The organism is Vibrio sp. 2033 (genome assembly GCF_033339735.1).
Window position 1 is genome coordinate 1 of record NZ_JAWOVC010000034.1, and the last position, 21944, is coordinate 21944.

Below are 21944 nucleotides of genomic sequence, written 5' to 3' on the forward strand. Positions count from 1 at the left end.
TTGGCGCTGGACTAAACAAAGGCCCCCTTTTAGGGGGCTCACACAAAGCCACCTTCTTTAGAAGGTGGTAATTTACTGTTACCTGTTTGCGTATGTCGGCATAAGTTCATTTAGCAAGAGCGAGTTAACAGGCATGTTTTTTTATCAATTTTGCCAGAGTTTGCATCGCGTGACTCCAATCGGTTTCATGACCAAAGTTTGCCACGCTGAGGCGTACGCAATGCCGATATTGCCCTTGAGTGCCAAATACGGTGCCGGGAAGTAGGCTGATTCTGTGCTTATTGCATGCTTGATACAACGCATAGCTGTCCGTGTCTTCGGGCAGTCGTAACCAAAGCAAGAACGAACCTTGCACGGCGTTGATCTGGTATCGATTTTTTAGAGATTCGTGCTCATCTAAGTATTGATGAAGCATCTGGATAAATCGGCGCATGTTGTTTTGATACACCCGTCCCATTCGCGCAGTATGCGTTCGATACTTGCCTGACGTTAGAAACGTTGCCACGGCGGATTGCATCAGGTTCAAACTGCCCATGTTCTCACACAGTAGATATTGCTCAATTTGATCTCGATATCGCCCCGCCAACATCCAACCAATTCTCAAACGCGAATCGAGCGTTTTGGATAACGAATTTACGTAAATTACGCGTTGCTTGTCATCGAGCAATCTCAAGCTTGGCAACGGCTTATCATAACTTAACCCGCCAAACACATCGTCTTCGATAATAGGAATATTGCCGGACGCCAATAGTAATTGTTGACGCTTTTCTAGCGGCATCATGGCACCAGTTGGATTGGTGAAGTTTGGCGTTACGATGATCGCTTTTATGTCCCATGTCGCCATTGCTTTTGCTAAGGCTTCGGGGCACATACCGTCGCGTGGGCAACTCGGAATTTCCACCACTTTGAGGCCGAGTGATTCTAGCATCAATAAGTTGCCAAAATAGCAAGGGGACTCCACCGCGACGATATCGCCTTTTTGTGTCGTTGCGCGCAGCGCTAGGCTAATGGCTTGTTGCGCGCCGTGCGTCACCATGATCTCATCCAACTTGGCTGGCGTGCCCAAATCTTGTGTGATTTTCGCTAGTTGTTTGATTAAGAGGTGATCACCGGGTGGTAATTGGTAATGGCTCGGTACATGCGTTTGCTGGCGGCTGTGGCGGCCGATCTCGGCGTACAAGCTTTTGATCGCGGGGGAGTCAATGTTTGGGTGGGCAGAACCGGTAGGCAAACGCTCTTGGTATTCAGGATAAGTAAGGATTTCTTTGCAGATTGAGAGCAAATCCACGCGAGTCGGATCCGGAATTGAGCGAGAGGTCGGCAAGGCGACTTTAACTCGATAACCCGATTTGGGAACCGAGTAAACCAAGTTTTGTGCTTCCAGCTCTTGATACGCACGAATCACGGTATTTTTACTGACGTTTAATTCTTGGCTCAACGAGCGAATGGAGGGCAGTCGATCATCCGCCTGATAAACGCCACCATTGATGGCTTGTTTGAGGTGTTTTTCCACCACGAGGTACTTATTCCCTTCACCGCTTCCCAATAAATCTGTACCCATAAAAACACTTCCATCTGTCACTTTTTGAAAACACTGTACCTAATTACATTAGCAGTATCTCAAAACATAAAACAAGCGTGAGTGAGGCGATCATGTTAATCCGAGCCATCCCTTTTGTATTTGTCATCCTTTGGGCTTCTGGATTCGTTGGTGCGCGTTTTGGTTTGCAATATGCCGAGCCAGCGACACTACTTTCTATCCGTATGGCATTCAATGTCTTATTGTTTTTGGTTCTTGTGGCGGTATTGCGTAGAAGGTTGCCGACAGGAAAAGATTTTTGGCACAGCTGTGTAGTTGGTGCGTTGATCCACGGTTTCTATCTGGGCGGTACTTATTTCGCTATCGCCTTGGGTATGCCTGCTGGGTTGAGTTCGTTGCTGGTGGGTATTCAACCGATTTTAACCGCGGCTTTGCTGGTGGCGTTTGTTCGTGAGGAATTTAAACCCTCGCAATGGTTGGGTTTGGCTCTTGGTTTTGTCGGTATCGCTATGGTGTTGATGGGCAAAATGGAGTGGCAATCCGAGCAGCATAAAGTGTTGGCCATTGGTTTGTGTTTGTTGGCTTTGGTTGGTATCACGCTAGGGACGCTTTATCAGAAAAAACATTGCCAACAAGTGGATATGGTGGGTGGTGCGACGGTGCAATATTTGGCCGCGCTCGTCATGTTTCTGCCCGTTGCGATGCAGTTTGAAACCATGCAAGTGCAGTGGGAACTGGAGTTTATTTTGACTGTGTTGTGGTTGGTCGTCGTGCTCTCTTGTGTAGCTATTCTACTGCTGCTGTACATGGTTAAGAACGGTGCTGCATCGAGCGTAGCTTCTGTATTCTACCTGGTGCCGCCAACGACGGCGATTCAGGCTTGGCTCGCGTTTGGAGAGTCATTTGATTGGATGGGGATTTCTGGTTTCGTACTGGCAGCTACGGCGGTGTATTTGGTGGTTAAAAAGCCGGATCTGACGATAAAGAAATCGATTCAAACAGAATATACCTAAATTGGGTAGGGACATTTGCGTGCCAGTGGGTACAATCTGCTTCATCTTAATCCGTGGAGCAGAATGATGAAGGTAAAGCCAGATCGAATGACCGCCATGCGTAGCATCATCGAGCAAGTAAAAGCGGAACTACCAATTTATGAACCAGAAACGTTTGTATGTGGACCAGAAGGGCAGTGCATTGGCTGTCCGAAGAAATTGTTGGAAATGGTCGATTCAGAAGTCACTTATTGGGAGTCAGCCATGGAGCGCGGCATTGTTCCGCAGTTCGATGAGATTCGTCGTTTTGGCAAAATGTGCACGAATGTTCGTCGTGGTCTGGTGCGAAATAATGTGCCTTTACTCAGTAACTAGAGAGTAAAAACCGTCTAATATCTGACACATAGCGTCGTTTTGTTACACTGCTCTTTGGCTGCTGTTCTCAAGTTTGAGTGGTGTTTGTCTCTTCTTACCCCTTAAGCCTTTAATCGTAAGAAATTGGCGATATATTGGCTCGGTCTCACATGGATGTGGGGCTATTGTCTTGGGCTAGTTGAGATAAGAAACGTGAAATCAAAGGGATTTACGCTGATGGAAATCACCATAGTGCTTACCACTTTGGCTTTCATCGCATTAGCTGCTTTACCAGTATTACTCGATATTCATCGCCAAGCATACGCTGCGATGCTGCACAGTTCTCAGTCTTCTTTGGGTACGGCTCTCAAATTCTTTCATGCTCAATCAGTGATTGATAACGCTTACGGCCAAGAGCACGTTCACTACATTGACCGACATGTCAAAACACGCAAAGGCATGCCAGAAGCGAGTGCCGATAGTATTCGAGCTTTGTTAGAAATCGATCTACCAGCCAGAGGTTATTCGAAAATTGACGTGCCGTGCAAAGGCAGTGATTTTTGCATCATCGGTCAGCAGCACCCAAACAGTGCTCATTTTGTCGCTATTCCTGATTATCAGTTCTTAGATAAATCGGGTGTTGATCGCGTGGTGTACATTTGGCCGCAAGGTTACACACTGGCAGAAGAAGCATGCTATTTCTACTACGTGAATCAAGCCTCTAACGATTCAATTGTTCGAGGGTATGTGACGCAAGGGTGTTAATCCCGAATAAGTGTTGCGAACAACGGTTATCGTGAGTCTACAAATCGGGGTTTTTCGAAGGGCTTTGCGCTTTATACAATACCATTTTTTGACTCATCAAGACTTTACCATTTGGCAAGGTCACTTCCCCAAGTTCCCCCTGATGTTCAAATCCAAACCGTTCATATAAAGCAATCGCTGGTGTGTTGGTTGTGTATACGTAGAGTGCGATTTGGTCGTAACCAAATTCCCAACCACGTGCGATCGCGACTGCCAATAGTTTCCGCCCCAATCCTTTGCCTCGGTAGTTTTTGTCGATGTGAATACCAAGAATACCGACGCGAAGGCGTTGCCCTCTTTCGTAACCGCACATCTCAGCTGGGTAGATTTCAACACTACCGATAAGTTTTTGGCGGTCAAACGCGACAAACTGAGGGATGGACTCGTTTTCCACACGTTGCAGGATTCTGCGAAGCGTTGCGTTATCGGGTGCAGGAGAAATCAAAAATTCCCCTTCGGAGTACACTCGATTCCACAGCGCGGTGAAGCGCGCGATATCGCTCACCTTGATGGATCTGATTTGCATTCATCTTCCTTGATTAGTGCAGGTTAGTAACGGTTAGGGGATAAGCTCAGATAAACAACGAATTTGGTTAGGAATGGCTTCGGCTGGTGCATCAGCGCCCGTTGGGTTAAACCAAATTGTGTTTACGCCCGCTTTCATCGCAGGGTAAATATCTTTGTGAGGTAAATCGCCAACCATGGTTATTCCACTCACGTTAACCCCTAACTGTTTTGCGATGGCGAGATAAAACTCAGGTTGGTTTTTAGCGATACCGAGGTTGGCAAAACAAAAATAGCCATTTAAGTATTGGTCTAAGTCGACGCGAACAAATGCACGCTGAACCTCTTCCATGTTGGAATCAGATGCACTGGTCGCAATGTAGATGGGATGATTTTGGGAAAGTATTGCCAGTGTTTCTCTGGCTTGAGGAACTGCTTCTACGTGTTCCCAATCGCACATTTTTCCTTGTGCGTGAGGGAAATCTACCATCAAGGTGTTCCCCCAATCGAAAAGATAAATCATGTTCGAATCTCCTTATCCGCACATCATATCGTCTTTTTCTAAAATCAGGGGGGTAAATTGCATCGATAAATGCGATTTAGGTGGGTTTAGTCGTGAAAAGCGCTTAATTGTCGTTATCGTTACAAATGTTTCAGCATAATGCGTGAGTTAGTTTTAAAACCTTGATTATCGTAAAAGCGCTGTGCTGGCTGATTGAATTCCATCACTTCCAATCGAACTTGTGTGGCATTGGCATCGCGCGCCCATTGCTCACAGGCTTGGAGCAGTTGGCGGCCGATTCCTTGCTGCTTTTGCGCTTCATCGACAACAATTGTTCCCACGCGACAAATTGGGTCTTTGATCAGAAAACTGACGGTGTCGTTTTGGGTGATCATCGCGGTTAAGAAGCCGAGAATTTGCTGTTCGCGTTCGGCAATCAAAAAGAGTCGCTCTTTGTTCTCTAGTGCTTGTGCAAGAAATTCACGGTCAGCTTCTGAAGGCGCAACAAAGGCTTCTGGCGCATTCGCAAAATGCAGTGAATTAATTTGAAAATTAAGCTGAAAAATTCCGTCTAAATCATCGGGAATCGCTTGTCGGATATGGACTTGCATTCTATCTGCCCCCTGCAATATCGATAAATGATCCTGTGACATAAGAGGCTTCGTCACTTAATAGCCAAGCGATCGCATTTGCTACTTCTTCTACCGTGCCACCGCGTTTAAGAGGAATTTGAGGGCTGAGTCTATCTACTCGGTTTGGTTCTCCGCCGTCGGCATGCATATCAGTGTAAATGAAACCAGGTCGAACGCCATTGACGCGAATATTGCGCTCTGCCAACTCTAGCGAGAGCCCTTTAGTTAAGGTATCCATCGCGCCTTTTGATGTGGCGTAATCGACATACTCAAATGGCGCGCCTGAGCGCGACGCTCCAGAGGAGACATTCACAATTGCACCGCCTGCACTGAATCGCCTCGCCGCTTCTCGACAGCAGAGAAAACAGCTATTCACATTGGTGTTCATTACTTTCTGAAAGCGTTCTAAGCTAATTTCTGACAAAGGCGATTGAGTAAATAGGATGCCAACGTTGTTGACCAAGTGCGTCACTGCACCAAATTCACGTTCTGTTTCATCAAACAAGGAGAGCACTTGCTTCTCATCGGCTACGTTTGCGGCTATGGCAATCGCTTTGCCACCGTTTGCTTGTATTTCTGCCACAACTTGGTCGGCGGCCTCTTGCTGAGTGCGGTAATTAACGCAAACGCGATAGCCTTGCTCGGCCAGCTTTTTCGCCGCTGCGGCTCCAATACCTCGGCTTGCGCCGGTAATGATGACTACTTTATTCAAAATACGTCCTTATTTATGTAGTGAGTAGATTTTATCGGCGTAGGGTTTGCCACCAATTTGGTATGCGTCTGGAATGACCTCAATGAGTTCGAAACCACATTTTATCAGGACACGTTCTGACGCAATATTGCCTTCAGTGACCGTCGCGGAAAAGTGGTTGATGTTATGTGTCGAGGTTGCCCAGTATAGAAGCGCTTGAAGAGTTTCTGTTCCAAACTGTTGGCCATGAAATTCCGGCAAAAGTAAGTAACCTACCTCTGCCTTACCGTTTTCAATAGCAAAGCCAGTGATGCCGATGGGTTGTTCAGATTGCTTATCAAGTATTACAAGGCAAAGCCAATGCTGGCAATTTGGGGTCCATGGTAATAATCGCGAAGCAAATTTTTCTCTTATTTCTGTTTCGCTGGGACGATCGAAACAGAGCGCAATAACCTCTTGTTCGGAGAGTAATCGTTGAAAGAGTTCCCAGTCACTGGCTTTGATGGGTCTTAATTGGCTTCTGTGCGTCTCGATATAAACTGACATGCGTGTCCTTACTGCATCAATGTGGAGATTCAGTCTCTCATCCTCTTATCTGTTTAATCAAATAGTTGCATTCATAAAAGTGATTTATGTGGTGAATAGTTGGCTGGGTAATGGATTATTGCCATATATTCATCTTTGAGATGCAAATAACAAAATTTCATACTTGAGGCATACAGAGCAACACGGAAATGATGTGGATCAAGAGAGGGCTACCCATAAAGTAGTAATTTGCGACCTATAATTACATTTTATTTGGAAGTGTTGCTAATTATGTCAATAAAAAAACGATATGTTGCACTGCTGGTTGCTGCCGGCATTGGTGTGGGCTGGTTAACTTTGGGGGGGAGTGCGGCAGTAATGCATTACACCTCAGATACTGAATTTTGTCTCTCGTGCCACTCTATGGAAACCCCTTACAAAGAGTACCAAGGCTCAGTGCACTTCAGTAATGCGAAAGGCATTCGCGCGGAATGTTCTGACTGTCATATTCCTCAAGAACCAATGGATTACCTGATCACCAAAATTCGTGCGTCGAAAGACATTTACCACGAATTTGTGACAGGCAAGATCGACACGCCAGAGAAATACGAAGCACATTGTAAAGATATGGCTGAAACGGTATGGGCTCAGTTCCGTGAAAACGATTCAGCGACGTGTCGTTCGTGTCATGATTTCGATGCAATGGAAGAGTTTGAGCAATCACGTGATGCGGCGAAGATGCACGCTTACGCGAAAGCAAACGATCAAACGTGTATCGATTGTCATAAAGGTGTGGCGCACTTTGCACCAGAAGCAGAGCTAGACAGCAAGGCATTTGAAACGTTGATGAGCTTCACCACAAAAACATCACCTGGTGCCAAAGTCGTTTACCCTGTGACTGAAATCGCAATGGGTGAGATGGGTAAAATTAACCCAACGACGAAGTTGGAAGTAATCAGCTCTGAAGGCGACAACCGCACTGTTAAGTTGAACGCATTCCAAATGAAAGGCGCAGAGCAAGTGCTTTACATGGGAGAAGGTCAACGTGCCATCGTAGCAACGCTAACAGAGCAAGGCCAACAAGCGCTTGAAACTGGTGAATTTGAGGCAGATGTTTACGGCAACGAATGGCGCGCGGTTTCTCTAACTGGCGCTATTGATTCTCCAGTTGTTGACACGCTTGAACCCGTATGGTCATACGCAGAAGAGTTGGACAACGTTTACTGTGCAACTTGTCACGCGAAAATTCCTTCAAATCACTTCACAGTGAATGCATGGGGACCGGTAGCGAAAAGTATGGGTGATCGAACTGATATTTCAGCCGAGAACCTAGAAATTCTAACCAAGTTCTTCCAGCACCACGCGAAAGATGTGGTTGGTCACTAACGATAAATAGAAGGATAAGATTATGACTAATATGACCCGTCGCGGATTTCTAAAAGGCACTGGTATGGCGGCTGGTGCAATGGCATTCACTTCATTTGCACCTATGTCTGTTGCGTCTTCTAATGCTCGCGGCAAAGGCATTCTAACGGCGGGCCGCATGGGCCCAATGCTGTGTGAAGTGCAAGACGGTAAGCTGGTTTCAACCACGAATGCATTGCCACAAACGGTACCAAACAGCCTACAAAGCACCGGTCCTGACCAAGTGCACACTAAAGCGCGTGTTAAGTACCCAATGGTTCGCAAAGGTTACTTGGCAAACCCATCGTCGCCAGAAGGTGTGCGCGGTAGTGATGAGTTTGCGCGTGTGTCTTGGGATGAGGCTTACAAGCTGATCCACGAACAACACATGCGAATTCGCAAAGAATATGGCCCGGCTTCTGTGTTTGCAGGCTCTTACGGCTGGCGCTCAAGTGGCGTGCTGCACAAAGCACAAACCTTGCTGCAACGTTACATGAGCATGGCGGGCGGCTATTCAGGCCACTTGGGTGACTACTCAACGGGTGCTGCGCAGGTCATCATGCCGCACGTTGTGGGCTCTATCGAAGTGTACGAGCAGCAAACCACGTACCCAGTGGTACTAGAGCACAGCGATGTGGTTGTGCTTTGGGGCTTAAACCCGATCAACACTCTAAAAATCGCGTGGAGCTCAACAGACTGTGCTGGTCTTGAGTTCTTCCATCAATTGAAAAAATCAGGCAAGACGGTCATTGCGATTGACCCTATTCGTTCTGAAACCATTGAATTCTTTGGCGAGAATGCGGAGTGGATTGCTCCTCACCCAATGACCGACGTGGCAATGATGATGGGTATCGCACACACCTTAGTGAAACAAGGTAAGCACGATAAAGCCTTCCTCGATAAATACACCGCAGGTTACGACAAGTTTGAAGCGTACCTGATGGGCGAAGAAGACGGCGTAGAAAAATCAGCAGAATGGGCATCACAAATCTGTGGCGTACCTGCGAAGCAACTTGAGCTACTGGCTGACATCTTCAGTAAAAACCGCACCATGCTGATGGCGGGTTGGGGCATGCAGCGCCAACAATACGGTGAGCAGCGTCACTGGATGCTGGTTACACTGGCAACGATGTTGGGTCAAATCGGTTTACCGGGCGGTGGTTTTGGTTTCTCTTACCACTACTCAAACGGTGGTAACCCTGCTCGTGATGCTGGAGTACTTCCTGCGATTTCGGCATCGCTGGGTGGCGGCTCTTCTGCGGGGAACGACTGGGCGGTGTCTGGCGCAGTGCAAAGCTTCCCTGTGGCACGTATTGTTGAGGCGTTGGAAAACCCAGGTCAATCCTACCATCACAACGGTCATGAACTGACGTTCCCGGACATTAAGATGATTTGGTGGGCTGGCGGTGCGAACTTTACTCACCACCAAGACACCAACCGCTTGATTAAAGCGTGGCAAAAGCCTGAGCTGATCGTGATTTCAGAGCCTTACTGGACGGCGGCTGCGAAGCATGCGGACATCGTTCTGCCAATCACTACATCGTTCGAGCGTAACGACTTAACGATGACGGGTGACTACAGTAACCAACACTTGGTGCCAATGAAGCAAGTGGTTGAGCCGCAAGGTGAAGCGCGTAATGACTTCGATGTATTCGCGGACATGGCAGAGATGCTAGCTCCGGGTGGCCGTGACGTATACACCGAAGGCAAAACCGAAATGGAATGGCTGTACGGCTTCTACAAGGCGGCGCAACAAGGTGGCCGTGGCTCTCGCGTAGCAATGCCGAACTTCAGCAAGTTCTGGGAAGATAACCAACTGATCGAGATGAAGTGGAACGAGAAGAACGCACAGTTTGTTCGTTACGCAGATTTCCGTGAAGACCCGATCATGAATCCACTCGGTACACCAAGTGGTAAGATCGAAATCTTCTCGAAAACCATTGAAGGTTATCAGTTGGAAGACTGTCCTCCACATCCAACGTGGATGGCACCAACCGAGTACACGGGTACTGCGAAAGATGGCGAGTTGCAGCTAATGACCGCGCACGCAGCGCATCGTCTACACAGCCAATTCAACTACGCGAAGATTCGCGAAGAGTACGCAATTGCAAACCGTGAACCTATTTGGATTCACCCTGAAGATGCGAAAGCGCGTGGTATTAAAACGGGCGATCTAGTTCGTGCGTTTAACAACCGTGGCCAAGTATTGGTTGGTGCAGAAGTGACTGACCGAATCAAGCAAGGTTCAGTGTGTATTCATGAAGGCGGTTGGCCGGATTTGGATCCTAAAACCGGCATTTGTAAGAACGGCGGTTGTAACGTGTTAACGTTGGATATTCCGACCTCTCGACTTGCAAACGGCTGTGCGGCGAACTCGGCACTGGTTCGTATTGAAAAATACACTGGCCCAGAATTAGAACTAACAGCGTTTGAACCACCAAGAAATGGCTAGAAAAAAGTAGCGATTGAAAGCAAGAAGCCAGCGAATCGCTGGCTTCTTTTTATCTAGTCATCGTTCACATTAGCGCGAAGCGAGAGAAACAAACGGCATCTGTTTCTTAATCTGAAATGTCGGGAGTAAAGTAAATACAATCGCGACAAACAAGACCGAGCCTATTAAATCTTCAGGGCGATGCATGCCCAGCCATAAGCGGCTATATGCGACGCTCATTCCCCACATCCACAATGACAGTGCAGAGATATAGCACTTGTTCTGTAAGAACAAACCACCAAAGAAAGCCAAACAAATCGAAACGAAAATCGTATGGCCGGATGGGAAAGAATAGTCTTTCTCGCCTTGCCAATGGCGCGTTCGCCAATCACTGACGTGTTCAGAAATCTGGTTAATTACGTTGGCTTGCTGCTTTGTATCCAACTGATAAAACGTTTCTGGTGTTTCAATCAATTGTTCTGCTGCGAGCAATTCCGTGTATGGGCGCGGGCTTTCTGTCATCAGTTTTAGCCCCGTTTTGCTGGCAAAGCCAATCACAAGTAACAACCCTAACATTGAGAGTTTTTGCATCCACTCAATGCGACTTGGTTTAAAGCGAAATAAAGAAAGCAGTAGTAGCGTTAACGTAATTAAAAAGCCTTTGCTACCAGCAGAATCTGTGAGCAAAGTAAAAGTAATACCCAGACTTTCAGGCACCTGTGAGGTGAGATCGTGATAAGAGCCAAACAGAGACATTGGGATGATGCCAAGAACAAACAAGGCGAGCATCATCAATCCATATTTTTTGGTTTTCATTGAGAGCGTTTTGTTTTTATTGAGAGTTATTAAACCACGTGAAAATAAGGGGCTTATCTTACGTTATCTGGCGTGAAAAACTTATCAACGCTTTGTCAATTTGACGAGAGAATGAAGGTTGAGTGATGAATTGATGACATTTATCCGGAGGGTAAAGGCGCTCATCCTTAAGCGTTGGGGTCTTAATCCATCAGAGAAAGTAAGTACTCTGCTGCTTTGGTTGGGTTTTCTGCATGACAAATGGCAGAAACCAAAGCCAAACCATGTACACCTGTCGCACTCAGAACAGGAATGTTGGTTTCGTTGATGCCACCAATAGCGACGATTGGTAAGGACGTGGTGTTCAGCGCCATTTTTAAACCTTCTATACCCCAGTGTTTTTTGGTGTTGGTTTTGGTTGGCGTAGCGAAGATGGCACTCAAGCCGATGTAATCAATCGGCAGAGAGTCTGCTTCTGCCAGCTGATCTTCAGTCTCAATTGATAAGCCGAGGATCTTGTTTGGGCCAATCAATTGACGAGCGATCTCTGCTGGCATGTCTGACTGCCCGAGGTGAACACCATCGGCATCGACGGCAAGGGCAACATCAACACGATCATTGATGATTAACGGGACGCCAGTTCCTTCAAGGATCGTCTTCACGGCTTGAGCTCGTTCAATAAATGCACGCACATCACCGTGTTTTTCGCGGACTTGAACCATGGTCACGCCACCTTCCACGGCTTTTCTCACAACACGCTTTAGTGTGGCTAAATCTTGTTGGTCATCGGTGACCAAATATAAACGATAGGCGTTCATTGGGTTTCCTTTAAGCCTCTCATTGAAAGAGGATTGAGAGGCTAGTGTTAAAAGAGATAAAAGCTTATTGCACGTGCAGTTTGAGGCGCTTCGCCAATGTTTCTTCATCCAACTGGTAAAGTTCATCCAACAGGTTCATTTGCAGGCTACCTGGGCCGCGAGCTTGTTCCGCTGCAATCTCGCCAACAACACCTAGTACCGCTGCTGCTGCGAGACCAGTGTCATCACCAACGGCAGCAAAAGCGCCCGTTAGTGCCGTGAGCGTACAGCCCATTCCTGTTACGTATGGCATCATCTCGTGACCATTGTTCAGTTGCACGGTTTGCCCTTTCGTGACGATGTAATCGGTCTCGCCAGAAATCACCACGCTTGCATCATACTCTGTGACTAAGAAGTTGGCAGCGCCAAGTGCTGTGTCGCTGCTGTCTAACGCATCGACGCCTTTGCTTTGTGCTTGCTCGCCGGCAAGAGCAATGATTTCTGAGGCGTTACCACGGATGATCAGCTTGTTTGCAAGGCGTGCGATTTCACGTGATGTCTCGGTACGTAGTGAGCTTGCTCCACAACCGACAGGGTCGAGTATAACGATTTTATCATTGGCATTGGCTTGCTCTACGGCATAGCTCATGCGCGGTGTCCAAATGCTGTCTAGGGTACCGATGTTGATAACCAGTGCGCCAGCGAACGACATCATCTCTGCCATTTCCTGTTTGGAGTGCGCCATGATTGGAGAAGCGCCGATGGCCAATAGTGCGTTTGCTGTGTTGTTCATCACCACGTAGTTAGTGATGTTGACGACTAATGGCTTTTGCTGGCGTACTGCGGTTAATGCTTGGGTGATTTGTTCAATTAACATGAGACTCTCCGATTAATCTTGCTGAGCGTTCAGACCTTGTTGCCAGAATGCTACTTCCATACGCGTTGCGGTTTTGAATACCTGAATCAGGTTTTGACCACGCTGGCTATTGATATCGATTTCCGCCAATAACTGATTAAAGTGTTCTGCACCTTTTGCGACACCAGATTGGAACTCTTCACCACCGTAGAGGTTGATCCAACTTGCGTATGGGTTGCCTTCGATTACCGTGTTCTCATCTTCAATCAGCATCTTACCGATTACGGCATAACCGATGGAGCATGGCGCTAGTGCCGCGTATAGATCAACAAGATCGCCGGTCATGCCAGCATCTAATACGTAACGGGTATAAGCTACCGTGCCGAAGTCTTCTGGCTCGTTTTCTAAGTCGGATTCTGTCAACCCCCATTGCTCACAGTAAGTCACGTGGTGGGCGATTTCAGAATCTAGCAATGCATGTACGCTTGGTAGGGCACGGCGCATGTCATCCAAAGTACGTGCTTTGTAGATCGCTAATGCGTAAGCTCGTGCGTACTGTTTTAGGAAAAGAAAATCCTGCTTTAGGTAATGCAGAAAACAAGGCTGAGCCAGAGTGCCTTGTGCCAATTGCTGCACGAAAGCATGCTCAGTGTATTCTTGCCAATCTTGGCGGCAAGCGTCGATCAAATCTTGATATTTCATTATGTGTATCTCGTTATCAAACGACCCTAGGCTTGGACCCTAAGGTCAGTAGCATTAGTCAAAGCTCGGCACGTAATCTTTCGCTTTTGGTAGTGTTTCGATGATTTTTTGTGAATACATGAATTCGGCATAATCATCGTAGCGTTTCAGATCTACTGCAGATGGACGAAGAGCGAAACGAGTTAGCGTGTCGTTCCAAGCGCGTTGGTTAAGCTCGTTGTTGAGCGTGTCTGGTGAATAAGCCACGAACTCTTTCCACGACTCTTTTGGATGGTTAACGATGTAAGTGGTCGCTTGCTCTAGTGCTTTGTTGAATGCCTTGATGGCTTCTTTGTCGTAGTTTTTTGCATTGGCTACGAAGACTAACTCGTCATACGCTGGCACGCCGTGTTCTTCAGGGAAGAAGGCCTTAGCTTTATAACCTTCTAGTGCCAGTTGGTTGGTTTCGAAGTTACGTAGACCGCCCCAAATCGCATCCACCTTGCCAGACGCAAGAGACGAAGACAGCGCCCAACCTACGTTGATGATTTGTACGTCAGAAAACTTCACGTTTTCTTGCGCTAGCATGGTGCCGATTGTCGCTTCTTCGTTGCCTGCGATCGCAATACCGATCTTCTTGCCTTTCAAGTCGCCAAGGTTTTCATTCTTACCGTTATCCAGCACCATCAACGTGTTGAGTGGCGTAGCAATCAAAGTCGCAGAGCGGATTAGTGGCAAACCCGCCGCGACATCGATAGTTAGGCTTGGTTGGTAAGAAATCGCCATGTCGACTTTACCCGCCGCGACCAACTTAGGTGGCGTGCTTGGATCTGCCGGCTCTTGAATGTTGACCTTCAAACCTTGTTCTTTGAAGTAACCGCGCTCTTTGGCAATCACGATAGGACCATGGTTTGGATTGACGAACCAATCCAACATCAGTGTCATCTCTTTTTCAGCGGCAAGCACGTTGGTTGATACCACTGAAGCGAGTAGAGCAGCAGCGCTCATAAGTTTGTTTTTATTCACGGGGTTCTTCCTTTTCTTTCCCAATTTCCTTTGGTTATTTTCGGCAATTACTTGCTTTCCCAAGGGATGGCTTTTTTCAATAATTTATCGGTGATGAAGTAGAGTGAGATAGACAGCACGGCGAGGATAAACAGCGCTGCAAACATCTCATCAATGATCATTCGAGCGTTAGCTTGGAGCATCAGATAACCCAAGCCTTCACTTGAACCTACCCACTCACCGACCACTGCTCCAATTGGCGCAATAACGACGGCAACACGAATACCTGAAGCTAAAGTTGGTAGTGCGGCTGGCAATTGAATATGACGAAGTAGCTGCCATTTCGACGCGCCCATGGTCTTGGCAAGATCGAGGTAACCTGTTGGTGTATTGCGCAAACCGTCATAGCAACATGTCGTGACGGGGAAAAAGATGATGATCGCCGCCATGACAACTTTCGATGCAATGCCGTAACCAAGCCAAAGCATGAGCACTGGCGCGATGGCGAACACAGGGATCGCTTGGCTAGCAATCAGAATGGGCAGTAACCAACGCTTGAGCGGCTCGAACATCAGCATTTGCAATGCGAACAGCAAACCCATTGATAATCCAAGCGCCAAGCCAAGTAAAATCTCTTGCGCGGTAACCCAAGTATGTTTGAGCAGGACATCGTAACGAGTGACCAATCTATCCAGCACTTCAATTGGTGAAGGTAAGATGAAGCTTGGCATATCGAATATCACCACGACCAACTGCCACAATCCCAAGATCACCGCAGTGCTGATGACCAAGCGCAGAGCCGGATGTGTCACGCTTTCTTTTTTACCAATACGTGCCGAAACGGAGTTGTACTGAGTCATATCACTCATAGTCTTTCTCCAATTGGTCCAAAATCGCTTGTTGTAGCGCCGCGCATTCTCCATCGAGAACTCGTGGAGGCGTAGAACCCGGAACAACCAAGTGCTGAGCTTGCGCAGGTGAGCCTTGCAATACATAGAGTTGATGAGCTAATCGCACCGCTTCTTGTGGGTCGTGGGTAATCAGAACAACCGTCTTATCTTTCAATAATTCGGCAGACAAGGTTTGCAACTTATGGCGAGTAACCGCGTCCAGCGCAGAGAAGGGCTCATCCATCAGAACCAGAGGCTTGTCTTGCATCAGAGTACGAGCAAGGGCAACACGCTGTCTCATACCGCCAGAGAGCTGAGCTGGCTTAGCATCCGCGTAATCGGCGAGTCCCACTTGGCTGAGTAAAGTCAGTGCACGTTGTCTATTTTGCTCTGGTGCTTGCTCTTGAGAAAATCGAGAACTGAGGCAGACGTTGTCTAACACATTCAACCACGGTAGCAATAAATCCTGTTGAGCCATGTAAGCGATACGGTCATGCAGTGCAGCGCCATCGGTTGTGATGAGTTCGCCATGCCAGTCAACTTGGTCATCCAGTAGGCCAGCTAAGTAACGCAATATTGTGGTTTTCCCGCAGCCACTTCGTCCGAGTAATACCGTCCATTTACCGACGGGAATGGTCATGTTCATTCCTGCTAAAGTCGGTGTTTGGCTATCTTTGTATCGCAGGCTAGCATCGGAAAGCTGAATGCCAATCGCGTTAGCGAACATAGGTATGACCCGCAAAGAAGTGATTCACAGGGCCGTGACCTTTACCGACATCCAATTCATCAGCGTGTGCGATAGCTTGGCTGATGTACTGCTTACCAAGGTGCACCGCTTTGTGTAGGTTGTTGCCTTGGCTAAGGTAAGACGCAATGGCGGAAGACAGTGTACAGCCCGTACCGTGTGTGTTTTTGGTCGGAAAACGCTTGGCGCTGATTAACTCGGCACAGTCTTGCATGATCAGCAGATCGTTGCTGTTTTCATTTTCTTCAAGATGACCGCCTTTGAGCAGAATAGCTTTGGCACCAAGTGCACGAAGGTCGGTAATCATATCGTTCATTTCAGATTCTGATTGAGGCACTGGCTTACCCGTCAATGCTGCACCTTCTGGCAGGTTAGGAGTGATGATGTCTGCCAGTGGAATTAGTTCTTCTTTTAATGTGCTGATTGCTGATTGCTCAAGTAGCAAATCGCCGCTGGTGGCGACCATGACGGGATCAATCACAAGATGTTTAGGTTGGTATTGCTTAATCTTGTTAGCAACGACTTTAATGATGTTCGAATCCGCCAGCATGCCGACTTTTACCGCCACAATATTGAGATCGGTAAACACTGCATCGAGTTGGGTTTCAACGTGATCAAGAGGAATAGGGAAAATCGCAGAAACGCCTTGCGTGTTTTGTGAGGTGATGGCGGTAATCACTGAGCAGGCAAAGCTGCCAGTTGCGGACATCGCTTTGATATCGGCTTGGATGCCTGCGCCGCCGCCGCTGTCGGAGCCTGCGATGGTTAAGACAACAGGGGTAGGCAAGGCTGGCGTTTGATGTGAATGAGGTTGTGATTGCTGCGTCATGGTCGCTCCTACTACAAGACGTATAGGAACTGACTTTGACCGTTGCAGATAGATCGATTTTTCGATCGCTATCGCTTACCTAAGAGGGGCGACGAAAGGCAAAGTGTGCATAGTTCCCTACGTCAGTGCTAACTGAATCAGGTTCAACGGGTCTCGAATTTCGATCTCAGCCAACACTTGTCGTGTGGCCCCCCGACTATTTCGTTCGGATGATAGCAGGACCATTGCGGAAGGGATACGTTTTTTGAGCGTAATTATAATGAGTATTCAATTATGCGAGGTGAGTGATAAAGTAAGCACCTAAATGGTTTGCTGGGTGGAATTTACTAGTGCAACGCTCTGGTGAATGAGCAGAACCTGGAATATTTAATAAATAATCGTGGTCTCGTTAAGCAAGGATTAGCACAAAACAAGGTTAAAAAACTGTTAAAATTTAACGTGTTGCCAATTTAACTTTGTTGAACTTTTTCACAGTTAATTAGGAAGGCTAAGACGATCATCGAGCAAGGAGACTTCATGCTTAATTCTGTAACAGCGAAGTCAGTGATCGATCATGCTCTCTTTTTGGGGGCTGATTTCGCTGAACTATTCGTTGAACATCACCAAACCAACACTGTCCAGATCGCATCTGGTGAAGTGGATAAGGTTAACTCGGGTATCGATTTTGGTATCGGTATTCGTCTTTTTTTCGGTCATAAGGTGCTTTACGGTTACACCAACAGCACAGATGAAGCCGAACTAAAGCGCGTAACCTCGCTGCTTGCTGCAAAAGACAAGCGTGAGCAAATCGCGTCAGCGGGTTCTTTGAATTTGAACCGCTACCCAATCCAACATGGTTGCCGCATGCCGCTAAGTAAGGATGCTAACCTAGATTCAAAAATCGCGTTTCTATTGAAAGTTGACCAAGCCGCACGTGCTGAGAGTGAGCATATCAGCCAGTTTATTGGCAGCGTTCTTCAGCGCGAGCAACAAGTGTCTATCTTCAACTCAGAAGGTCTACACGTTGACGATACTCGCCACTACATTCGTGTTGCTGGTAACACTGTCGCGCAAAAAGGTAATGAGCAGTCTTCTGGTATGGAAGGTCCTGGCGCTCTTGCTGGTTGGGAATTCAGTGAACAGCTTGATGCCAAAGAGCTAGGTCAAACTATCGCGCAGCAAGCGTTAGTAAAACTTGGCGCGGATGCTTGTCCATCGGGTGAAATGCCGGTGGTGATTGGTAACGGCTTTGGCGGCGTTATCTTCCATGAAGCATGTGGTCACTTGCTAGAAACCACTTCAGTTGCGAAGAAAGCATCAGTATTCCACGACAAGATGGGCGAAATGGTTGCTCACACCGCGGTGAATGCAGTCGATGATGGCACCATGACCAACGAATGGGGCTCGATTCATGTTGATGACGAAGGCATGAAGACTCAGCGTACCCAATTGATCAAAGACGGTAAGCTAACCAGCTTTATGGTCGATAAAATGGGTGGCATGAAGACAGGTTACGAACCTACGGGTTCTGGTCGTCGTCAAAACTACAAGTTCGCACCAACCTCGCGTATGCGTAATACCTTTATCGAAGAGGGCGAGCATTCACTTGATGACATGCTGGCAGGCATCGAGCGTGGTATCTATGCGAAGAAGATGGGCGGTGGCTCGGTTCAACCGGGTACGGGTGAGTTTAACTTTGCTGTTCGTGAAGCTTATCTCATTGAAAATGGCAAAATCACCAAGCCTCTGAAAACAGCAACGCTGATCAGCACGGGTCCAAAAGTGTTGAAAGAAATCAGCATGGTCGGCAAAGACATGGCACTTGCGCCGGGCATGTGTGGTTCCGTAAGTGGTTCAGTACCAACAACAGTCGGTCAGCCAACACTGAAAGTCGATAACATTCTGGTAGGAGGCGGTAACTAATGAGCCAAGAACAACAACTTCTTAATGCGGTTGATTACGTCCTATCAGAAGCAAAACGCCAAGGTGCAGAAGCGGACGTCATTGTAAACCGCAACAGCAGCTTTTCTCTGAAAGCGAACCAAGGAAAGCTGGATGAGTACAAAGTAAGCTCAAGCCAAGTGCTGGGTGTTCGTGTTGTGAAAGATGCGCGTGTTGCAACGAGCTATTCTGAGTCGTTAGAACAACCAAGCTTAGATTTGATGCTGACTAATGCACTGCAAAGCGCTCGTTTTTCCAAGCAAGATGAACATCAGACCATTAGTTGTGTGAACAGCCAAATCACGACTGACGTGGCTGAGATTGCTCAAGAAGACACAACTTCGGTTGATGAAAAAATTGAACTGTCTCTCGCACTTGAGCAAGGCGTAGTGGCTCTGCCTCACGCTTCTAGCGCACCATACAATGGTTACAGTGACGGTGAAACTCAGCTCATCATCGCGAATACTCAAGGTACGTTATGTCAACATTTCGAGCGATCGTTCACTTGTTACGCGTATACCTTGTTTGAAAAAGACGGCAAACAGTCGATGGCGGGAAGAATGTCGCTAGGTCGCCGTTTTGATGAGTTGGCTCCAGCTTATTGTATAGAAGGCGGTTACAAGCTTGCTCGTGATCTTCTTGAAGGTGTACCGGTTGCGACGGGTAACTACCCCGCTATTTTCCACATCAATGCGCTGGCAAGTTTATTCGGTGCTTTCGGCAGTGCTTTCTCTGGCGTAAGCGCGATGAAAGGCATTACGCCACTGGGTGATAAGCTTGGTCAACGTGTTGCGAGTGATTTAATTACCTTTACTGATACGGCTTACATGCCAAATGGTATGGCAATCGCAAGTTTTGATAGTGAAGGCTTTGCTACTCAAGACAATGTGATGATTGCTAATGGCCAACTGAATACGCTATTGCACAATAGCCAAACAGCGAATTATTTGGGTGCAGTGTCGACGGCAAGTGCCGCTCGCGGTGCAAAATCGAGCTTAGACGTATCAGCGAATCACAAAGTGATTGCGACAGGCAACAGCAGTGCATCAGAAGTAAAAGCGGGAGAGTACCTAGAGTTAGTCGAGCTTCAAGGTGTCCATTCTGGTGCGGATGCAGTGAGTGGTGATTTCTCATTTGGTGCGAGTGGCTTCTTGTGCCGTGATGGAGAGCGCGTTCAACCAGTTCGTGGGATCACGGTAGCGGGTAACTTCTACAAGATGCTGCAAGAAGTTGAGGCAGTGGGTGATACTCAGTTAATTAACGATAGCCGAACTTTCTTCTCGCCAGACGTTCGTTTTGCTCGTTTGAGCATTGGTGGTAAGTAAACTTAGCATCCCTATAGAAACAAAAAAGAGGACTCAATGGAGTCCTCTTTCATTGTCTAGCAACGTGTGCGTGAATAACTAGAATTCGCGTATGTCCAACTCATTGTGGATCAATACCACACACTGAGAAGCGAAAAGCATCTTAGGACCTAAGCTGATCTTCTCTGTGCCAAGGCGCTTTAAGCTGTTAAAAGACTTTTTCGGCATCGGTATATGGTCAGTTAGCAAGAAACATGGATTTTCACCAATTTCTGCATCACGAACAAATTCGCCTTTCTTATCCAACATATATAGTTGGTGATCTTCTGCCAGCTCTTGTACTAGGCGTTCAAAGCTCACTGTACGAACGGTAATACCAGGTTCGACTTCACGAAGTTGCTCTTTACCCATACCAACCGAAGCATCCAAAGCGCGAGCCACTGCTGCAATCAAGGTTGACTCATGGAAGCCGCCAATGTTGGTGATGTCGTTGGAGCGAATAGTAATGGTGCGTGAGAAGTCTTTTGTGCTTTCCAAAACCAAGTGAACAACCACATCTTCACGGTGTGATTGAGCAACGAACATAGTGTTCATCATGGTATGAGCAAGAATCTCTGTATGCGCTTCATTACCAACACCTTCTAACAGTGCTTTGCTGGTGGTTGGCGCCGCGCGAGCTCGTAAAACAAAAGAGCGCATGAATTTAGCCTCTATATAGGAAGAGTGAATGCGCGGAAGTATATACCCAAGCAGGGAAGGGATGCGAGTTTAATAGCAAATGTGAACTTACTTACAAAGCTTCGATTGTCGTGCGGAGTGCGCTGGTTAAAATAGAGGTAACCTGTTAGGAGCGGTATATGGAAATCAAACAGATAAATAAAGACATTTATAAAAAGAAAGTAAACCTTGTGATTGGCGGTTTTGTTGCGTTGCTCGCCATCTCCTCTCTTGCCTTTAGTACCTTGTTGATTGTTTTGTTTGGCAACACTGAAGTCGTACCAGAACAATCAACGGGCAATTTCCATTGGAATTTGATTGGTGTCGTTCTCGCAGTTGCAACTTCCCTCTCTTTATTGAATCACATTAAAACTCGACCATACATGGAAGAAGTGCTGTACGTTTGGAAACTCAAGCAACTGCACAACAAAATCTTTCGTAAACTAAAAAGCATTAAAGCAGCCGCGAGCAATGACGATGTAAAAGCGCTCACTACGCTTAAGTTCTATTACACCACGCAACGCCAAGTGTTTGAGCTAGACAACAACACATTAACGATGAGCAGTGTAAATAAAGAACTAGAGGCTATCGAGCAAATCGAAGCGGCGCAATCACTGAGTCTCGATATCACAGGCTTTGAAGAGTCTTGGATAGACACATATTGATTGCCTATTTGCTACTTGAAGTTAACAACTGAGTGCTAAAAATAAGCGTTTGAGTGAGATTTAATCATTCGACGCTTTTTTTTGAATTTTTTTCTGAAAAGGGGTTGCTAAGAAAAATCATCTCCCTATAATGCGCCTCCGTTGTCAGGGCAAAGCGGAAACGCAAAAGCGGTTGGCAAGAAGGCGAAAGAAAACTTCTAAAAATTAATTTAAAAAAGTGTTTGACACTGAAAATTAATTCCTTAGAATACGCCTCCGCTTCGATAGCAAAGCTTACGAAGCAAGCTCTTTAACAATATAGACCTATCAATCTGTGTGGGCACTCGTTGATGATAATCCAATTAGAAGCTTCGGCTTCAAA

The 21944-nt window shown here is 47.0% G+C and carries 22 protein-coding genes, 1 pseudogene and 1 riboswitch; of the genes and pseudogenes, 8 read left to right on the forward strand and 15 right to left on the reverse strand.

The window, feature by feature from the left end; genetic code table 11:
* Positions 1 to 124: 124 nt before the first annotated feature.
* Positions 125 to 1561, reverse strand: a complete 1437-nt coding sequence (locus R7P74_RS23025) for an aminotransferase-like domain-containing protein (RefSeq protein ID WP_170960395.1) — start codon at positions 1559 to 1561, stop codon at positions 125 to 127.
* Between the two features lie 92 nt (positions 1562 to 1653).
* On the opposite strand from R7P74_RS23025, the gene R7P74_RS23030 reads away from it, so the two are divergent.
* The 3 genes from R7P74_RS23030 (at position 1654) to R7P74_RS23040 (ending at position 3651) form a co-directional block, all read left to right on the forward strand.
* A complete protein-coding gene (locus R7P74_RS23030; protein ID WP_017634359.1) occupies positions 1654 to 2553 on the forward strand; it encodes a DMT family transporter in 900 nt (299 codons plus the stop codon).
* Positions 2554 to 2619: 66 nt separating this feature from the next.
* On the forward strand, positions 2620 to 2907 hold the full coding sequence (locus R7P74_RS23035; RefSeq protein WP_005374318.1) for a hypothetical protein: 288 nt from the start codon (positions 2620 to 2622) through the stop codon (positions 2905 to 2907).
* Between the two features lie 153 nt (positions 2908 to 3060).
* Positions 3061 to 3651 carry a type II secretion system protein gene (locus R7P74_RS23040; RefSeq protein ID WP_225474250.1) on the forward strand — a complete coding sequence of 197 codons (591 nt, stop codon included), beginning with the start codon at positions 3061 to 3063 and terminating at the stop codon, positions 3649 to 3651.
* Positions 3652 to 3688: 37 nt separating this feature from the next.
* Here the strand turns inward: R7P74_RS23040 and R7P74_RS23045 are convergent, their stop codons facing one another.
* The 5 genes from R7P74_RS23045 to R7P74_RS23065 all read right to left on the reverse strand — a co-directional run bounded on the left by R7P74_RS23045 (position 3689) and on the right by R7P74_RS23065 (position 6565).
* Positions 3689 to 4216, reverse strand: a complete 528-nt coding sequence (locus R7P74_RS23045) for a GNAT family N-acetyltransferase (protein WP_005374314.1) — start codon at positions 4214 to 4216, stop codon at positions 3689 to 3691.
* Between the two features lie 33 nt (positions 4217 to 4249).
* Positions 4250 to 4717, reverse strand: coding sequence for an HAD family hydrolase (locus R7P74_RS23050; protein ID WP_005374312.1), 468 nt, complete (start codon positions 4715 to 4717; stop codon positions 4250 to 4252).
* Between the two features lie 119 nt (positions 4718 to 4836).
* On the reverse strand, positions 4837 to 5307 hold the full coding sequence (locus R7P74_RS23055; protein WP_005374310.1) for a GNAT family N-acetyltransferase: 471 nt from the start codon (positions 5305 to 5307) through the stop codon (positions 4837 to 4839).
* A 1-nt stretch (position 5308) separates the two neighbouring features.
* Positions 5309 to 6040, reverse strand: coding sequence for a glucose 1-dehydrogenase (locus R7P74_RS23060; protein ID WP_104976337.1), 732 nt, complete (start codon positions 6038 to 6040; stop codon positions 5309 to 5311).
* Positions 6041 to 6049: 9 nt separating this feature from the next.
* Positions 6050 to 6565: a GNAT family N-acetyltransferase gene (locus tag R7P74_RS23065; RefSeq protein ID WP_005374306.1), complete on the reverse strand. Its 516-nt coding sequence runs from the start codon at positions 6563 to 6565 to the stop codon at positions 6050 to 6052.
* A 270-nt stretch (positions 6566 to 6835) separates the two neighbouring features.
* On the opposite strand from R7P74_RS23065, the gene R7P74_RS23070 reads away from it, so the two are divergent.
* Together R7P74_RS23070 and R7P74_RS23075 are read left to right on the forward strand one after the other, a co-directional pair.
* Entirely contained in the window at positions 6836 to 7930 is a 1095-nt protein-coding gene (locus R7P74_RS23070) for a NapC/NirT family cytochrome c (RefSeq protein ID WP_318123209.1), read from the forward strand.
* A gap of 22 nt (positions 7931 to 7952) precedes the next feature.
* A complete protein-coding gene (locus R7P74_RS23075) occupies positions 7953 to 10400 on the forward strand; it encodes a trimethylamine-N-oxide reductase 2 (protein WP_225474249.1) in 2448 nt (815 codons plus the stop codon).
* A 69-nt stretch (positions 10401 to 10469) separates the two neighbouring features.
* Here the strand turns inward: R7P74_RS23075 and R7P74_RS23080 are convergent, their stop codons facing one another.
* From R7P74_RS23080 to thiD, 8 genes and pseudogenes are all read right to left on the reverse strand, one after another.
* The gene (locus tag R7P74_RS23080) at positions 10470 to 11195 is read right to left on the reverse strand and encodes a phosphatase PAP2 family protein (RefSeq protein ID WP_140165865.1); all 726 of its coding nucleotides are present in this window, start codon (positions 11193 to 11195) and stop codon (positions 10470 to 10472) included.
* A gap of 182 nt (positions 11196 to 11377) precedes the next feature.
* Positions 11378 to 11992, reverse strand: a complete 615-nt coding sequence (gene thiE, locus R7P74_RS23085; RefSeq protein WP_213966462.1) for a thiamine phosphate synthase — start codon at positions 11990 to 11992, stop codon at positions 11378 to 11380.
* Between the two features lie 64 nt (positions 11993 to 12056).
* Entirely contained in the window at positions 12057 to 12848 is a 792-nt protein-coding gene (gene thiM, locus R7P74_RS23090) for a hydroxyethylthiazole kinase (protein ID WP_262634506.1), read from the reverse strand.
* A 12-nt stretch (positions 12849 to 12860) separates the two neighbouring features.
* Positions 12861 to 13529 carry a thiaminase II gene (gene tenA / locus R7P74_RS23095; protein WP_033907186.1) on the reverse strand — a complete coding sequence of 223 codons (669 nt, stop codon included), beginning with the start codon at positions 13527 to 13529 and terminating at the stop codon, positions 12861 to 12863.
* 54 nt (positions 13530 to 13583) lie between these two features.
* Positions 13584 to 14534: an ABC transporter substrate-binding protein gene (locus R7P74_RS23100; protein ID WP_225474247.1), complete on the reverse strand. Its 951-nt coding sequence runs from the start codon at positions 14532 to 14534 to the stop codon at positions 13584 to 13586.
* A 47-nt stretch (positions 14535 to 14581) separates the two neighbouring features.
* Positions 14582 to 15316: pseudogene (locus R7P74_RS23105) on the reverse strand (ABC transporter permease); the annotation flags it as partial.
* 58 nt (positions 15317 to 15374) lie between these two features.
* The gene (locus R7P74_RS23110; protein ID WP_054578543.1) at positions 15375 to 16130 is read right to left on the reverse strand and encodes an ABC transporter ATP-binding protein; all 756 of its coding nucleotides are present in this window, start codon (positions 16128 to 16130) and stop codon (positions 15375 to 15377) included.
* Positions 16120 to 16977 (reverse strand): bifunctional hydroxymethylpyrimidine kinase/phosphomethylpyrimidine kinase, encoded by an 858-nt coding sequence (thiD, locus tag R7P74_RS23115; protein ID WP_318123212.1) that lies wholly within the window; start codon positions 16975 to 16977, stop codon positions 16120 to 16122. The genes R7P74_RS23110 and thiD overlap by 11 nt, the downstream gene beginning before the upstream one ends.
* A 97-nt stretch (positions 16978 to 17074) precedes the next feature.
* Positions 17075 to 17182, reverse strand: a riboswitch (TPP riboswitch).
* Between the two features lie 311 nt (positions 17183 to 17493).
* On the opposite strand from thiD, the gene R7P74_RS23120 reads away from it, so the two are divergent.
* Both R7P74_RS23120 and R7P74_RS23125 read left to right on the forward strand, forming a co-directional pair.
* Positions 17494 to 18879 (forward strand): TldD/PmbA family protein, encoded by a 1386-nt coding sequence (locus tag R7P74_RS23120; RefSeq protein WP_031780818.1) that lies wholly within the window; start codon positions 17494 to 17496, stop codon positions 18877 to 18879.
* Positions 18879 to 20222 carry a TldD/PmbA family protein gene (locus tag R7P74_RS23125; RefSeq protein WP_193837838.1) on the forward strand — a complete coding sequence of 448 codons (1344 nt, stop codon included), beginning with the start codon at positions 18879 to 18881 and terminating at the stop codon, positions 20220 to 20222. Before R7P74_RS23120 ends, R7P74_RS23125 begins: the two co-directional genes overlap by 1 nt.
* A 78-nt stretch (positions 20223 to 20300) precedes the next feature.
* Here the strand turns inward: R7P74_RS23125 and trmY are convergent, their stop codons facing one another.
* Positions 20301 to 20900, reverse strand: coding sequence for a tRNA (pseudouridine(54)-N(1))-methyltransferase TrmY (gene trmY, locus R7P74_RS23130; protein ID WP_017634347.1), 600 nt, complete (start codon positions 20898 to 20900; stop codon positions 20301 to 20303).
* Between the two features lie 158 nt (positions 20901 to 21058).
* On the opposite strand from trmY, the gene R7P74_RS23135 reads away from it, so the two are divergent.
* Positions 21059 to 21583: a DUF3087 domain-containing protein gene (locus R7P74_RS23135; RefSeq protein ID WP_170893875.1), complete on the forward strand. Its 525-nt coding sequence runs from the start codon at positions 21059 to 21061 to the stop codon at positions 21581 to 21583.
* Positions 21584 to 21944 lie beyond the last annotated feature (361 nt).

Coding starts and splice junctions, on each gene's coding strand:
- R7P74_RS23025 (WP_170960395.1), bottom strand. CDS start 1,561: ATGGGTACAGATTTATTGGGAAGCGGTGAAGGGAATAAGTACCTCGTG.
- R7P74_RS23030 (WP_017634359.1), top strand. CDS start 1,654: ATGTTAATCCGAGCCATCCCTTTTGTATTTGTCATCCTTTGGGCTTCT.
- R7P74_RS23035 (WP_005374318.1), top strand. CDS start 2,620: ATGAAGGTAAAGCCAGATCGAATGACCGCCATGCGTAGCATCATCGAG.
- R7P74_RS23040 (WP_225474250.1), top strand. CDS start 3,061: ATGTGGGGCTATTGTCTTGGGCTAGTTGAGATAAGAAACGTGAAATCA.
- R7P74_RS23045 (WP_005374314.1), bottom strand. CDS start 4,216: ATGCAAATCAGATCCATCAAGGTGAGCGATATCGCGCGCTTCACCGCG.
- R7P74_RS23050 (WP_005374312.1), bottom strand. CDS start 4,717: ATGATTTATCTTTTCGATTGGGGGAACACCTTGATGGTAGATTTCCCT.
- R7P74_RS23055 (WP_005374310.1), bottom strand. CDS start 5,307: ATGCAAGTCCATATCCGACAAGCGATTCCCGATGATTTAGACGGAATT.
- R7P74_RS23065 (WP_005374306.1), bottom strand. CDS start 6,565: ATGTCAGTTTATATCGAGACGCACAGAAGCCAATTAAGACCCATCAAA.
- R7P74_RS23070 (WP_318123209.1), top strand. CDS start 6,836: ATGTCAATAAAAAAACGATATGTTGCACTGCTGGTTGCTGCCGGCATT.
- R7P74_RS23075 (WP_225474249.1), top strand. CDS start 7,953: ATGACTAATATGACCCGTCGCGGATTTCTAAAAGGCACTGGTATGGCG.
- R7P74_RS23080 (WP_140165865.1), bottom strand. CDS start 11,195: ATGAAAACCAAAAAATATGGATTGATGATGCTCGCCTTGTTTGTTCTT.
- thiE (WP_213966462.1), bottom strand. CDS start 11,992: ATGAACGCCTATCGTTTATATTTGGTCACCGATGACCAACAAGATTTA.
- thiM (WP_262634506.1), bottom strand. CDS start 12,848: ATGTTAATTGAACAAATCACCCAAGCATTAACCGCAGTACGCCAGCAA.
- tenA (WP_033907186.1), bottom strand. CDS start 13,529: ATGAAATATCAAGATTTGATCGACGCTTGCCGCCAAGATTGGCAAGAA.
- R7P74_RS23110 (WP_054578543.1), bottom strand. CDS start 16,130: ATGTTCGCTAACGCGATTGGCATTCAGCTTTCCGATGCTAGCCTGCGA.
- thiD (WP_318123212.1), bottom strand. CDS start 16,977: ATGACGCAGCAATCACAACCTCATTCACATCAAACGCCAGCCTTGCCT.
- R7P74_RS23120 (WP_031780818.1), top strand. CDS start 17,494: ATGCTTAATTCTGTAACAGCGAAGTCAGTGATCGATCATGCTCTCTTT.
- R7P74_RS23125 (WP_193837838.1), top strand. CDS start 18,879: ATGAGCCAAGAACAACAACTTCTTAATGCGGTTGATTACGTCCTATCA.
- trmY (WP_017634347.1), bottom strand. CDS start 20,900: ATGCGCTCTTTTGTTTTACGAGCTCGCGCGGCGCCAACCACCAGCAAA.
- R7P74_RS23135 (WP_170893875.1), top strand. CDS start 21,059: ATGGAAATCAAACAGATAAATAAAGACATTTATAAAAAGAAAGTAAAC.